This is a genomic window from Empedobacter sp. R132-2 (genome assembly GCF_030324375.1).
Lineage (GTDB): Bacteria > Bacteroidota > Bacteroidia > Flavobacteriales > Weeksellaceae > Empedobacter > Empedobacter falsenii_B.
Genome location: NZ_JACAGG010000022.1, coordinates 1 through 14,070, shown reverse-complemented (window position 1 = coordinate 14,070; position 14,070 = coordinate 1). Strand labels below are relative to the sequence as shown.

The 14,070-nt window shown below is 30.0% G+C and carries 12 protein-coding genes; 5 read left to right on the top strand and 7 right to left on the bottom strand.

Annotated elements, in window-relative coordinates; all coding sequences use genetic code 11:
- Position 1: 1 nt before the first annotated feature.
- Entirely contained in the window at positions 2–1,000 is a 999-nt protein-coding gene (locus HXZ69_RS10525) for a nucleotidyl transferase AbiEii/AbiGii toxin family protein (protein ID WP_286495909.1), read from the top strand.
- Positions 1,001–1,072: 72 nt separating this feature from the next.
- On the opposite strand, the gene HXZ69_RS10520 is transcribed toward HXZ69_RS10525, so the two are convergent.
- Positions 1,073–1,984, bottom strand: a complete 912-nt coding sequence (locus HXZ69_RS10520; RefSeq protein WP_286495908.1) for an IS481 family transposase — start codon at positions 1,982–1,984, stop codon at positions 1,073–1,075.
- A 276-nt stretch (positions 1,985–2,260) separates the two neighbouring features.
- Between HXZ69_RS10520 and HXZ69_RS10515 the strand changes: the two genes are divergently transcribed.
- Positions 2,261–4,045 carry a metallophosphoesterase family protein gene (locus tag HXZ69_RS10515; RefSeq protein ID WP_286495907.1) on the top strand — a complete coding sequence of 595 codons (1,785 nt, stop codon included), beginning with the start codon at positions 2,261–2,263 and terminating at the stop codon, positions 4,043–4,045.
- Between the two features lie 141 nt (positions 4,046–4,186).
- On the opposite strand, the gene HXZ69_RS10510 is transcribed toward HXZ69_RS10515, so the two are convergent.
- Positions 4,187–5,260, bottom strand: coding sequence for a phosphatidylinositol-specific phospholipase C1-like protein (locus HXZ69_RS10510; RefSeq protein WP_286495906.1), 1,074 nt, complete (start codon positions 5,258–5,260; stop codon positions 4,187–4,189).
- A 295-nt stretch (positions 5,261–5,555) separates the two neighbouring features.
- On the opposite strand from HXZ69_RS10510, the gene HXZ69_RS10505 reads away from it, so the two are divergent.
- Both HXZ69_RS10505 and HXZ69_RS10500 read left to right on the top strand, forming a co-directional pair.
- Positions 5,556–8,609: a SusC/RagA family TonB-linked outer membrane protein gene (locus HXZ69_RS10505; RefSeq protein ID WP_286495905.1), complete on the top strand. Its 3,054-nt coding sequence runs from the start codon at positions 5,556–5,558 to the stop codon at positions 8,607–8,609.
- Positions 8,610–8,626: 17 nt separating this feature from the next.
- The gene (locus HXZ69_RS10500) at positions 8,627–10,390 is read left to right on the top strand and encodes a RagB/SusD family nutrient uptake outer membrane protein (protein WP_286495903.1); all 1,764 of its coding nucleotides are present in this window, start codon (positions 8,627–8,629) and stop codon (positions 10,388–10,390) included.
- A 67-nt stretch (positions 10,391–10,457) separates the two neighbouring features.
- Here the strand turns inward: HXZ69_RS10500 and ytxJ are convergent, their stop codons facing one another.
- The 4 genes from ytxJ to HXZ69_RS10480 all read right to left on the bottom strand — a co-directional run bounded on the left by ytxJ (position 10,458) and on the right by HXZ69_RS10480 (position 12,421).
- Entirely contained in the window at positions 10,458–10,790 is a 333-nt protein-coding gene (gene ytxJ / locus HXZ69_RS10495; RefSeq protein WP_286495902.1) for a bacillithiol system redox-active protein YtxJ, read from the bottom strand.
- A gap of 122 nt (positions 10,791–10,912) precedes the next feature.
- Positions 10,913–11,893, bottom strand: coding sequence for a type II toxin-antitoxin system HipA family toxin (locus tag HXZ69_RS10490; protein WP_286495901.1), 981 nt, complete (start codon positions 11,891–11,893; stop codon positions 10,913–10,915).
- Position 11,894: 1 nt separating this feature from the next.
- Positions 11,895–12,215, bottom strand: a complete 321-nt coding sequence (locus HXZ69_RS10485) for a HipA N-terminal domain-containing protein (protein WP_286495900.1) — start codon at positions 12,213–12,215, stop codon at positions 11,895–11,897.
- A complete protein-coding gene (locus HXZ69_RS10480) occupies positions 12,215–12,421 on the bottom strand; it encodes a helix-turn-helix transcriptional regulator (RefSeq protein ID WP_286495899.1) in 207 nt (68 codons plus the stop codon). The genes HXZ69_RS10485 and HXZ69_RS10480 overlap by 1 nt, the downstream gene beginning before the upstream one ends.
- Positions 12,422–13,028: 607 nt before the next feature.
- On the opposite strand from HXZ69_RS10480, the gene HXZ69_RS10475 reads away from it, so the two are divergent.
- Complete coding sequence (locus HXZ69_RS10475; RefSeq protein WP_353655964.1) at positions 13,029–13,535, top strand: DUF6088 family protein; 507 nt, start codon at positions 13,029–13,031, stop codon at positions 13,533–13,535.
- A gap of 215 nt (positions 13,536–13,750) precedes the next feature.
- On the opposite strand, the gene HXZ69_RS10470 is transcribed toward HXZ69_RS10475, so the two are convergent.
- Positions 13,751–14,070 (bottom strand): integrase core domain-containing protein (locus HXZ69_RS10470; protein WP_286495898.1); only part of this gene is annotated, 320 nt, incomplete at its 5' end.

Genomic DNA, 14,070 nt, shown 5'->3' with positions numbered 1-14,070 from the left:
TATGTGGATTAATCTAACTAAAGAGCAACAAATACAAGTTCTGGATCAAACGGGAATTTCAAAAGGTTTACCTGCCTTTGTTGTAGAGAAAGATTGGTGGGTTTGCATTTTATTAAAAGCTATTTTTCAATCTCAATATGCGGATTCAATTATCTTTAAAGGAGGTACATCATTAAGTAAAGCTTATCATTTAATTGATCGATTTTCTGAAGATATTGATCTAATTATTGATCGACATTTATTAGGATTTGATAAATTAAATTCAAAATCTCAGATTAAAAAATTGCGAAAAGCTTCAGGTGGATTTATAATCAATGAGTTTAGAGAAGAATTAATTCGACAATTAGATCAATTAGAAATTAGCAGAGATTTATATGAAATCAAATACAACGATCATGTTGATGATACGAGTGATCCCAATACATTAGAAATTCATTATCATTCAGTAGTACCTGTAAGCAATGCTTATATTCAACAAAGAGTTTTATTAGAAATTGGGGCTCGTTCCTTAACAGAGCCATCTGAAACAAAATCTATTATTTCTTTCATTGATGAAAATTATAAAGATTTACCTTTTACCGAACCTAACTTTAATGTCCAAGTAGTAATTCCAACACGTACATTTATAGAAAAGGTTTTATTACTTCATGAAGAATTTTCTAAACCAATTGATAAAATCAGAACAGATAGATTAACTCGTCATTTTTATGATTTAGATAAAATGATGCAAGCAGGTTTTGGTAAAAAAGCGATAGCTGATGACAATTTATTTCAGACTATTGTAAATCATCGTAAAACTGTAAATCCATTAAGAGGTTTAGATTATTCAAATCACGAAAAAGGAAAATTGAGCATTATTCCGCCTGATGAAGTTCTTTCAAAATGGGAACAAGACTATAAAACAATGCAAGAACATATGATTGTTGGAGAAAGTTTGAATTGGTCAAATTTGTTAGATCAAATAAAAAAGATTCAAGAATTATTTAACCAACAAGATTAAATTGTAATAAATAAGACTGATTCTTTTATCGGATATTGTTGTACTTCATCACCTGCTAGACTTTAAATATAATTATTTTAGTTTAAATTTTAGTATTTCATAGGGTGTTTTTCCTTTAAATGAACCATGAGGTCTATTGAAATTATAAAAGTTTTCCCATTGCTCTAATTTTTGATTTAAATCCACATCATCTGTGTAATTTAAAAGCTGGTAAAATTCTTTTTTATCTGTTAAATGAGATCGTTCAACTTTTCCATTCAACTGAGGTGTTCCTACCTTTATAAATCGGTGTCTCATTCCTAAATCTTGAATATGCCAATGAAATTTTGATTGAAATTCATGTCCGTTATCTGTTTGAATTGTATTAATTCTGAAGGGAAATTTTTCTACAACATAATTTATGAAATCAATTGAACTTAATTGATTGTGCTTTTCACAGATTTTAAGTGCTCTAATTCGAGTAGCATCATCAATCACTGTATATTGAAATCGCTTGATTTTAGTACCATTTACATCATGGAAAATTAGAGATTTAACATCAACTTGTACATGATGACCAGGCGTTTCTTTTTCATATCTTATACTATGCATAGCTCTTCTAGTTACTTTTCTGTCTAACCTAGTAACATTATTACGCTTTAGAATACGATAAACACTTGATTCTGATATAAAAATATCATGATAACGTTCTAAATACCATTTAATTCGCCAAGTCCCTAATTTATACTCTTTTCGAAGTTCTAGTACTTTATTTACAATCTCTTGCTTAATTTGGTTAGGAAAAGTACGAGGAATTGTTTTTTTTCTAAGTAAACCTTCTTCTCCATGTTCTTCATACGCTTTTTTCCATTTGTAAAATGTACTCTTTTTAACGCCATAAAATTTATAAGCTATAGCATTATTTCCATATTCTTTAGCATATTTTAAAACTTGTATTTTTTTACTATAAGTTAAATAATTTTGGATTTCTTTGGTCTTTTTCATGATCATAACATTATATTAGTTTTTTACTAATTTAGTCTACGATGATTTGACGTACCTACACATAAGGGCTAAAATCATCTTAACGTTACATTCAATTATTTTCTTAACGTAATAGATTTAATGCCGGATTCTTTTAATTCGTATTCAGAAATAAATTTTGTCATATTGACTTTAACATTAAAACTTATTTCTAAAAACTCAAATTAACTTATCGTTATAAATTTCATTTCAAATAAAACGAATTTAATATTACGTTAGTTTTGCTGTTTTACAGACATGAAAAAACAAATTTTATTTATCTTAATTCTTCTCTTTTCTATATTGAATGCACAAGAAAAAGAAGTTAAAGTAGCCTTTCTTTCTGATGTTCATTTTCAAGATTTGTATGGCAACTTTTCGGATAATGATTTTAAAGGAATTATCAATCCGAAAACAGGAAAAGCAACTATTTTGAGAACGATGGAATCTCAATTGCACTCGACAAGAATTTTTAATGAAAACTATTTTGCATTTATTGCAGCACTAGATGATATTGTATCTAAAAATATAAAAATTGTAGCAATGCCAGGCGATTTTTCAGATGATGGCCAAGCATATAATCTCAGAGGTTTACATAAAATTTTAGAAGAATATAAACGCAAATATAACATGAAATTTTACTTAACAACAGGTAATCATGACCCAGTAGGTCCATTTAGGAAAGATGCAGGAAAAGATGACTTTTTAGGAGAAAATGGAAAACCATTTGGAATTTATAGTAAAGAAATGATAGGAGAAAAACCTTCAAGAATCTATACAAAAGACATTGCTGAGTCGGGATATTTAGAAATTTTAAATGAATTGAAAGACTTTGGATTTTATCCGCAAAAAAATGATTTATTTTGGAGTACACCATTTAATAAAAATCTAATTTCCTCTTATTCTTTTGATGATGCTTTAGTAGCAGCTGATTATACTAAAAGGATGTATGAAGTAGAAAAAGGATTTTCGGTCCCTGACCTAAGTTACGTTGTCGAACCGATAGAAGATGTTTGGCTATTAGCCATTGATGGTAATACCTATATTCCAAAGAATTTAAACGAAAATTCATCTAATCCTTCTAATTATAAGGGTGCAAGTATTGGTTATAACAATGTTTTGACAAACAAGAAACACTTGATAGAATGGGTGAAAAATATTACTGCTGAAGCAAAAAAAAGAAGTAAAACACTGATTGCTTTTACGCACTACCCTATGATTGATTATAATGATGGTGCTTCTTCAGAAATAGAAAAATTATTGGGAGATAAAAAATGGCAATTGGAACGTGTTCCACAAGAAGAGGTTGCAAAAATTTTCTCAGAAGCAGGAATTAAAATTCATTTTGCTGGGCATATGCATATTAATGATACAGGAAGTAAAAAAACAGAAAATGATTTTTTAGTAAATATTCAAGTACCTTCTTTAGCAGCTTACATTCCGGCTTATAAAATTTTGACAATAAAATCAGCTGATAAGATGGAAATCGAAACACAAATCTTAGATGATGTACCTCGTTTTGATGAATTATTTCCATTGTATGAAAAAGAATTTTTGGCTTTACAAAAAGACAGTAATAAATTAATTTGGAACAAAGATATTTTGAAAACGAAATCCTACAGAGAATTAATGCTTTTTCATCTAAAAGAATTGGTTCGTTTACGAATGATTCCGAATGATTGGCCTAAAGATTTTATAGAAAAAGGACAAAACTTGAATGGAGAAGATTTGTTACTTCTAGGTTACAAAGGAATAAATAGAAAAATAATTCAGTCTAAAGATTATAAAAAATGGACATTTGACGATTTAATTCTTGATCTCTATAAATTTCAGTCGGCAGATGAATTGGCGAAAAGAGATATTCCAAAAGAGCGATTGGAACAATATAAAGTGCTGGAAGAATTATTTGCAGATAATCAATCGCAAGATGAATTTGTCTTACAATTGAAAATGCTATTTAAAATACTTTCACATTTATCAAATGGTGAACCTTCAAATCATTTTGAAATTGATTTCAAAAAAAAAAGAATCAAAAATATATAAGCAATAAAAGCTCATTCAACGAAAGACAGCGAAATATTGTGTTTTAATATTACGATTTTAGATTAACGAATAATCCTTGTCAAGCTTGAAACCCTTGACAAGGATTTTATTTCAATACATCTTATATTAAAAATAGATTATTTACTTTCCTAGAACAGGATTTTTTCTTTCGTAAGTATTATCATCGAAACTAATTTTGAAATTAGATTTGAATAATTTACTTGGTTGATAATAATCTGTTGTGATGATTTGAGCACCACTTTTTTTCGCATTTTCAAAACGAGAATAGTCTTCACTTCTAGCTTCCATCGTATCAGCATCTGCTCTTGTGCGGACAATGTAACCTTGTTTTACTAAATTTTTAATTTCATCTGTTTTCTCAGGGTCATTTCTAAATACTATAGCAGATTCTGCTGTTCCTGGAGTTGAATTTGTAAAAATCATTCTGTTTTTTAAAGAAGGATGTCCTTTTGCATATAAATCTCGGTTTGCTCCATTATTATCTAATACAAAAATAAATTTCCCTTTCACATCTTTTACTTTAGGCCAATTTCCTTTGGTAATGGCTTCGTTTAAAGTTTTGTAAGAACCCCTTATATCATCTGGAGTGATGATTTTATTTTTTCCTAAATATTTTCTCAATTCATTATCCAAATCATCAAATAATTTTTCTGTGTAATGTTCAGGCTCTGTTTTAAATTCATTTTCTTTGCCATCTTTTGGCTCTAATGTAATAAATACAGGTGTATGATTAGGATTTGCATCAGACCACTTTTTTAAATCTTTTAAACAATCTTCAAGTGTATAATACCATGTCATATAATCGATATCAGTTATATGGATCATTTTATAACCTGGTTTATTCATTTTTTTGTCAGGATCGAAAGGCTGAGTTGTTTTTACAAAATCTAAAATTTTAGGATGCGCATATTTTCCTCCTTTACTATCTGCGTAAACATCAATTTCTAGATTTCGTAAACCTAAATCTAATTGTTGAGGAATTGGAATATGTTCGTACTGAATTCTTGGTAAAAAATTCATAGAATCTCTTTCTGATAAATAGTTATAAACCTCTGGTAATATAGCTTTCTTATAAGAGTTATGCGAACCAATAACTTGAATTTCATTGATTTTTAAATCTTCTAAAGTTTGTGTTTGCGCCAAAGAAAAACTAAAAGGAAGTAAGTATAAACTAAATAAAATGGTCTTTTTCATTGCTCTAATTTTTATAAGAACCGAAATTACATTGTTTATTCTCAAACAATTTTTAGTTATTGTTAAGTCTGTTTTATAGTATTGTAAATTTTCTGTTTGATTTTCAGGAATGTAATCGATTATTTTACCTTATGGTAATGTTTTGATGATTTTAAATTAAAGTGTTTTTAAAGAGTAGAGGCTTACTTTGTATTCCGAAAAACAAATCAACAGCTAGCTTAACAAAAACCACTGCTGCGACAACAACAGTGGAATCTAAGTTAAGCATCGTAAATGTGATACTTTACTTAATAATATGTACCATAAAATTAAACATTTTAAACTGAAAAAACTAATTCCTTTGGCATTTGTTTTCTTGTATTGTAACAAGGCGGAAGCAAAGGTTTTAAACGACAATTCTAATTTCGGAATACAAGCAGCAGATGCTACTGTAAAAGGAATTGTACAAGACGAGAACGGATTTGCTGTTTCGGGCGCAAAAGTTATTATCGTAGAAACTGGAAAAGAAGTAATAACAGATGAGAACGGTTTATTTTCTATTGAGGCAGAGGTTGGACAAACTTTAACTGTACAATTAGAAGGATTTACCATTCAGAAAGTTGTAATTGATTCGGCAGAAATGACAATCCATATTTCGAGTGAAACAAGTATTTCTGATGAACATGCTTTACAAGAAGTAACGTTGGTTGGATATGGTACTCAGAAAAAATCTGATCTAACAGGATCTGTAAGTCAATTAAAATCTGAACAATTTAAAGAAGGAATGAACATTTCTGTGGATAACTTAATCCAAGGAAAAGTAGCTGGTGTTCGTGTTGTGCAAACAAGTGGAGAACCAGGCGCTGGAATGAATGTTTCTATTCGTGGAGTTGGATCTATTCGAAGTGGTAGTACACCTTTATTTGTTGTAGATGGTGTGCCGTTAAGCAATGAAAATGTAAGTTCTGGTGGACCCAATGTTGGTTTAGGAAGTTCAAGCGCAAAAAATCCATTAAACTTTCTAAACACAAGTGATATAGAATCGATAACTGTTCTTAAAGATGCTTCTGCCTCAGCAATCTATGGAGCAAGAGGTTCTAATGGTGTTGTTTTAATTACAACGAAACAAGGAAAAAAAGGTGATGCACTTTTTACGTATGATACTTACTTCGGTGTTTCGAATGTGATTAAAAAATTAGACTTGATGAATGCTGATGAGTATAGAAACGCCGTAGATCCTTCTTACGATCATGGTGGAAATACAGATTGGCAAGATGTATTGTTTCGTTCAGCAACTTCTCAAAATCATGCCTTTTCATTTTCTAAGAAAACGAATACAGGAAGCTACTATGCATCAATTTCTCATATGGATCAAGATGGAATTATTGAAACAAGTAATTTCAGAAGAACTACAGCTCGTTTAAATGCAGAAGAATCTTTCTTAGACGATCAACGTTTAAAAGTTAAATTCAATTTAACAGCTAGTGATATTAGAGAAACCGGTTTACCAAATGGTTCAAATGCTGGTTCAGATGGACAGTTGGTTATTCATGCCTTAATGGCTAATCCTACACGTTCTGTTTTTGATAAAAATGGTGATTACACAAATTTCAACATGAACGCTCATTACAACCCAATGTATTTATTGAGTAAGTATAATGATCATACAAATACATTTAGAGTTTTAGGAAATGTTGAAGCTACTTTACGTATTCTTCCTGGATTAAATTATAAATTAAATTACGGTATTGACAGATCAACTTCGGAACGTAATACAACGATGTATCCAAACATTACTGATAGAACGCCGAGAGGAATGTACACGCAAAGTAATTTAGAATCGTTGAGTACTTTAGTTGAGCATTATTTAACTTTTGACAAAACATTCAACAGACATAATATCAATTTATTAGCAGGTTTTTCTTACCAAAAATTTAAATTTTCAGGAACTTATTTTGGCTTGACTAATATTGCAGAACAAGGAAGTGGTGTTGCACCAGAGAATAATCCTGGTTATTCTGGAACTGCATTTATTCCAAGTCCTGGTTACGCACAAGAAAATGAATTACAGTCTTACTTTGGACGTGTAAATTATAACTACGATAGTCGCTATTTATTTACAGCATCTTTACGCGCGGATGGTTCTACTCGTTTTGGAAAAAATAATAAATATGGCTATTTCCCATCTTTAGCAGTTGCTTGGTCCATTAATAAAGAAGAATTTTTAAGAGGTTCTTCTGTTGTAAATGAATTAAAATTAAGAGCAAGTTGGGGACAGACAGGTAACCAAGAAGTTCAGAATAAATTAACGCAAGCGAGTTCATCATTATCTTCTTCTGCGGGATATTGGTTATATAATCAAAATGATTTGATTAACGGAGTAATGGTAAACAGAACTGCAAACCCTGATTTGAAATGGGAGGTTGTTGAACAAACAAATTTTGGAGTTGATTTTAGTTTATTCAACAGTAAATTATATGGGTCGTTAGAATACTATAATAAAACAACTTTAGATCCGATTTTAAATATTCCTTCTGGGCCATTAAGTCCAACGAGTACTATTTGGCAAAATGTAGATGGAAAAATAGAAAATAAAGGATTTGAATTGACTTTAGGTTCTCAAATTATCGATCAAAAGGATTTTACGTGGTCATTAGACGTAAATGCAGCAACATTATCAAATAAAGTAAAAGACTTACCAGTTTCCGAAATATATTCAGGACAAATTTCTGGTCCAGGAATGTCAGGTGTTTATGCCAATGTTTATAAAAATGGATACCAAGCAGGATCATTTTATATGCTAAAATATTTAGGAATTGACGAGCAAGGTAAATACATATATGAAGATACTGATGGTAATGGTTCAGTAGGAACTGAAGATAGACAAATTTTCGAAGGTCCACTTCCAAAAGTAACATACGGGCTTAATAGTTATATGCGTTATAAAAGGTTTGATTTTGCATTCTCTTTTATTGGTCAAGCAGGAGGATATTTAGTCAATAATACTAATCTCAATTTAAATATTAACAATTTAGCATCAGACCGTAACTTGTTAAGAGATTTTTACACTTCTGGAGCAAGTGCTGAAAATTTACCGCAATTATCATCACTTTATTTAGAGAAGTCAGATTTCTTACGTTTAAATAATGTTCGTTTAGGATATAATTTTGGAGTTGAGCAATTAAAATGGGTAAAAAGTTTAAACTTATATGTAAGCGCTCAAAACTTATGGACAATCACAAATTACAGTGGATATGATCCATTGATTGACACATCAAAAGCTGTATCAGGAAATCAATCATTAGGAATTGATTATGCAACTTACCCATCTGCGAAAACATTTATGGTTGGAGCAACTTTAAAATTTTAATACCAGAATTTATTATCATGAAATTAAAAACAATAAAAATATCTTATCTATTTTTCGCATTACTTTCTGTGAGCATTTTAAGTTGTACAGATTTAGAAGAGCAAGTAGTTGATGAAAGATTAGGATCAGAATCACCAAGTCCAGAAAACGCAATTGCCGCAGCCTATGGACAATTAGGAGACGGAACTTTCGTAGATCACGGAAATGTTTTCGGTTTACAAGAATACTCTACTGATGAAGCAATTTTACCTACACGAGGAAGTGACTGGGGAGATGGTGGAAAATGGAGAGCATTATCTGAGTTTACTTGGGACGCTTCAAATCCTCAAATAAAATCAGCTTGGGATAATTTAAATTTCGGAATAACAAAATCTTTAACAGCAATACAAGCAATAGAGAAAAGTAGTGTTACTAACAAACAATTATTTTTAGCTGAAGCAAAAGGTTTATTAGCATTTTATACTTATCATACATTAGACTTATACGGACAAGCTCCATATAGAGATCCAATGGATGTAAATGCAGAAATTGTGGTAAGAAAAGCAGATGTAGCCATTGATGAATTAATTACAGAAGTAGAAGGTATCATACCAAATTTAGCAAATATTGGAGAGCAATCTACACATATGGGAAGATTCACTAAACAAGCAGCTTATGCTTTATTAGCTGATATGTACATGAACAGAGCTGTTTTAAAAAATAGATACTCCAACACTTTCGATTTTAATGAGAGTGCTGTTAGTGGTGGTGTTTCTGATATGGATAAAGTAATTGAATATTCTTCAAATATAATCAATTCAGGACGTTTTAAGTTAGAATCTAATTTCTTCCGTAATTTTGATATTAGTAATGATGACGGAACAGAATTAATATTTGCGGTAGTACAAAAAGCAACTGCAAATAGTTTAAGAAACAGTTCAAACAGTTTTGCATATATGCCTGTTGAACGTGCACAAAAACCTTCTCCAGATAATAGAGGAACTAATGCTACAGGAACGACACCAGAGTTTTACCACAGTTGGGATGGAAATCATGAAGACCCTCGTTTTCACAGACATTACCAATATGAAGATGGAACTTGGTTTATGAATGATGGAACTGATGTTAGTGTTCCTGCTACAAGTTTAGTAGAAGGTACGGGAAAACCTTGGTTTCATTTTAATAGAGGTATTCAAGCAGGTGTTCAATATGGTCCAACTATTTTAGCGAATGGATCTTTTGAGATGGTAAATGGACGTATAAAAGTAAATCAACTAAAAATGGAAAAAAACACCAATTTACTTGTTAATTTTACTCCAGAATATAACTTTGACAATCCTTTGCAAGCTGTTCTTTCTCAAAATCAAATTAACAGAGGAGCGCGTGTATTTAAATACGAGTTTGATCCTAGTTTTGGAAACAATGGAAATGGTAGTGTAAATATTTCATTGTTTCGTTTAGGTGGAATTTATACATTGCGAGCTGAAGCTTATTTCCGTAAAGGAAATACAAGTGCAGCATTAGCAGATATTAACATGCTAAGAACCAGTAGAACAAGAGAAGCATTATTTGGTAATGCGCCAGGTGTTGCAATCACTACTCTTGATGAGGCTACTTTAGTAAAGGAAATCGCTTTCGAAACATATTGGGAATTAGTAAGAAGAAAACAATTAATTCGTTTCGGAAAATTTGAAGAAGCAAGAACTTCAAAATCAGTAACTGCTCCTACAAGAAGAATTTACCCGATTCCACAAGCAACAATTGATGCTTCGAATGTATTTACACAAAATAAAGGGTATTAAGTGATACTGTACCATATGTTTAAGTATAAAAATCTACTTGGTTAACAAGTAGATTTTTTTTTATACATTACAAACTAACCAGTTGATCTAGTTCCTTTTGAATTTCTTCATTTTTTATTTTACGATGTGAAGCATTGTACACACACTTTCCGTCTTTTATTATTAAGATTTGTGGTGATTCGTGTTGAACATTGTAACTACGTTCAATTTCATTAGATATTGGTCTATATGTTAATAAATCTAAATAATTCAGCTCAAAATCGCTTTCCTTTATTATATTCCAAATAATATCGCATAACCCACAAGTTGTACTGTGTTTATAAATAATTTTTGGTTGATTAAAAGATGCTTGATCAATTTGATCTAAATGATCTAAAGTTGTAATATCTATTTTTTTCATTTTTGATTCTATTATTTCGCTTCTAAAATTACGTTGAAAAGAAAGAATAACCTATTCTATTTTCCTTATATTATAAATCATAAAAAATGTTTTAAGGAAATCTCCTTGTTCATTTTTTCAATCTATAATATTCTCAGTTTCTTCAATCGACGCTGATAATTTTGCAAATAATTACGTTTTAACTTATCAGATAAAAACGATTTATTGATTAAATCTTCCACTTGATCTTCTTTGGATGTTAAATTTTGAATGACTTTTATAATTGATTTTTCTGTCATTTCAGCTTTCTCTCCTAAAATAAATAATTGGTCTATTATTTTACCTTTTGAGATTGATTTAGGTAATAATCCTTCTTTTAATGCAAAATCTGCATCGTCAATATGAATTTTGGTATTCAATAAATCATAAGCTGGACTTAGTTTAAAATCGCCTTGCTGAGTTTCTATCAACGAAAAATTCTTTAAATGTGCATCTCCATTAGAAAACAGATAATTGAAAACAATCAAAGCGAATAACTTTGGAGTTTCTACTTTCCAAGCAGGGACATATTTTTTCAAGGCTTCAAATAATTCGAGATAATTTCCTTCATACTTGTATTGTTCTCCATCAGTTGCAGGAGATTTCCCTAATAAAGAAGCGAAATCCTCTACTGCTAATTTATTTCCATATCCATCATAATCAAAACGCTTCGTAAAGTATGCTGGACTTCCATCTTTAAAAAAAACTAACGCATTTTCTGCTGTTTCAATTTTAAAAATTTGTTTAGCAATTTGCATCGTCAAATGTTCGTTAGCTGGTGCAAATTCACTGTTTTTAGGTAAATCAGAAATCGGTTTCAGTATATATTGACCGCTTTCCTTTTCATTCGTTAATCGTAATTCATTTCCATCAAGAATTAAAGAATATTTCTCTTGAAATCCCGAAATAGAAATATGTGTTTGATTTTGGTTAAAACTACTTTTATCCTTACGATCAGTTGGCGAAGTATAATTTAAAATTGGATTCACTTTTTTTCCATTAAACAACTTCTTTAATACACTTGGACTGTACGCATTAAAATTTTCTTTTAAAGAACCGGGACAATTAATTAATTCTAATTTCATTTTACACTCTTTCTATTGTTACTGCACCAATTGTATCTATTTTAGATGCTTTCAATAATATTCCAAAAGCATCATCTTCATCAATCTTATATGTTTTACAAATCATTCGTTTATTTACCCCTTCTGGTAATAAATGATAGAAAAAAGGAAACAAAGTTTCAGAATCAAACTCTTTTTGATTTTTAGGCAATGTTAAACTTATAGAAGGTTTAGAATCATCCGATAACCAATCTTGAATATAGCTAAAATGAAAGCTACCATTATCTAATTGAGATAATATGCCTGCTTTTTTGCCTTTGTATAGGATATTTGCTACTCTCATTATTCAATCGTTTTAACTTCTAATTTCAACTCTAATCCCAATGCATCACATAACTTTTGCAATGTTTCTAAGGTTGGATTACCTTTACCGCTTTCAAACTGTTTAAGTGTACGTAAGCCAACACCCGAAATATCTGCTAATGATTCTTGTGTAATATCTAAAACTTTACGACGTTCTTTTATCTGTTCGATTATTAATAGTGTCATTTATTGCACTTTTAATGTAAATTTAGAAAGAAATTTGATACAAAACAAGAAAAGTGCAACTAAATGCACTTTCTAAAGAGTGTTGCTCGTTTTTAGTCTAAAAGCATATAAATAGTGCAATATATTGCACTTAATAAATCTTAATTTGAAAACAGAACTAAATAATGGGGAGGTTAGATGGATTTGAAAAAGCTAACCCAAGCTATATTTGTAAACTTATACACTTTAAAAGACAGTGCATTTTTAAAGAAATAGGCCAAAAAAACGTGAAAGATGAATTCATAAATCTAATACATTCTACTGTGCTACAATTAAATAATGTAGTCATTCAAAAAACAATTAAAGTACACTCCTAGGTTTACAAGATGATATTTTCAAATTAACAGTAGATGAATGATGAATTTGGGCGAAAGTTACAAGATATAGAATTACTATAATTATATATAATGTCACAAATTTAGTAAAAATTTGTGACAAATATTACAGTATAAATATGACAGAAACATCTAAAAATCAAATAGAAACAAAGATTTAAAAATCTCCTTTTGGCGAAATAGTTTTTGGATGACTTTATTGATTATAGTTCTTCTGATAATGTTCGTAAAGTATTATTGTACTTAGAACTAGAAAAAAAGGAAAACGTATAGCACATGGTATTTATCTTAAACCTAAAAAAGATCCGTTGTTAGGTACTATTTATCCCACAACTGAAGAAATAGCGAAACAAATCGCACAACGAGATAAGGCACGTATTTCTCCCTCAGGAGTTTTGGCTTTATATTTATTAGGATTAGCAACTCAGGTTCCTTTAAAAGCTGTATATCTAACTGATGGATCACAACGCGAAATAAGAATAGGAAATCGTACCATTCAATTAAAAAAAACAGTTCCTAAAAGCTTTGCCATCAAAGATGAATTATTACACTTAATTGTTCAGGCTTTTAAAGAAATAGGTCAAAAAAACGTGACAGATGAATTCTTAATTCAAATACAACCTAACGTGCAACAATTAAATAATGAAGTGGTTCAAAAACAATTAAAGTACGCTCCTGTTTGGATTCAAAAACAAATTATTAATATCATTAAAGAGCAAAACAAATCAAGAATTATTTAATCAGTAATATTAAATTGTAATAATTAAGATTGATTCTTTTATCGGATATTGCTAATATTTCGTTAAAATATTAATACTTTTTGTACACCAATAGTACACCACACTCCCCTACACTATTGATAAATAAAGGCTTTTATACTTTCTGCATCTGGAAGTAACACTTATTAAAAATTATGTTATGTCGTACTTCATGACTTCGTAGACTTTAAATATAATTATTTTAGTTTTAATTTTAGTATTTCATAAGGAGTTTTTCCTTTAAAAGATCCATGTGGTCTATTGAAATTATAAAAATTTTCCCATTGTTCTAATTTTTGATTTAGATCAACATCATCAGTATAGCTTAAAAGTTGATAAAACTCTTTTTTATCAGTTAAATGAGATCGTTCAACTTTCCCATTTAACTGAGGCGTTCCTACTTTTATAAATCGGTGTCTCATTCCTAAATCTTGAACATGCCAATGAAATTTTGATTGAAATTCATGTCCGTTATCTGTTTGAATTGTATTAATTCTGAAAGGAAATTTATCTACAA

Excerpts from the sequence above, each read along its gene's own strand:
- HXZ69_RS10525 (WP_286495909.1), top strand. The coding sequence starts at position 2 with ATGTGGATTAATCTAACTAAAGAGCAACAAATACAAGTTCTGGATCAA.
- HXZ69_RS10520 (WP_286495908.1), bottom strand. The coding sequence starts at position 1,984 with ATGAAAAAGACCAAAGAAATCCAAAATTATTTAACTTATAGTAAAAAA.
- HXZ69_RS10515 (WP_286495907.1), top strand. The coding sequence starts at position 2,261 with ATGAAAAAACAAATTTTATTTATCTTAATTCTTCTCTTTTCTATATTG.
- HXZ69_RS10510 (WP_286495906.1), bottom strand. The coding sequence starts at position 5,260 with ATGAAAAAGACCATTTTATTTAGTTTATACTTACTTCCTTTTAGTTTT.
- HXZ69_RS10505 (WP_286495905.1), top strand. The coding sequence starts at position 5,556 with ATGTACCATAAAATTAAACATTTTAAACTGAAAAAACTAATTCCTTTG.
- HXZ69_RS10500 (WP_286495903.1), top strand. The coding sequence starts at position 8,627 with ATGAAATTAAAAACAATAAAAATATCTTATCTATTTTTCGCATTACTT.
- ytxJ (WP_286495902.1), bottom strand. The coding sequence starts at position 10,790 with ATGAAAAAAATAGATATTACAACTTTAGATCATTTAGATCAAATTGAT.
- HXZ69_RS10490 (WP_286495901.1), bottom strand. The coding sequence starts at position 11,893 with ATGAAATTAGAATTAATTAATTGTCCCGGTTCTTTAAAAGAAAATTTT.
- HXZ69_RS10485 (WP_286495900.1), bottom strand. The coding sequence starts at position 12,215 with ATGAGAGTAGCAAATATCCTATACAAAGGCAAAAAAGCAGGCATATTA.
- HXZ69_RS10480 (WP_286495899.1), bottom strand. The coding sequence starts at position 12,421 with ATGACACTATTAATAATCGAACAGATAAAAGAACGTCGTAAAGTTTTA.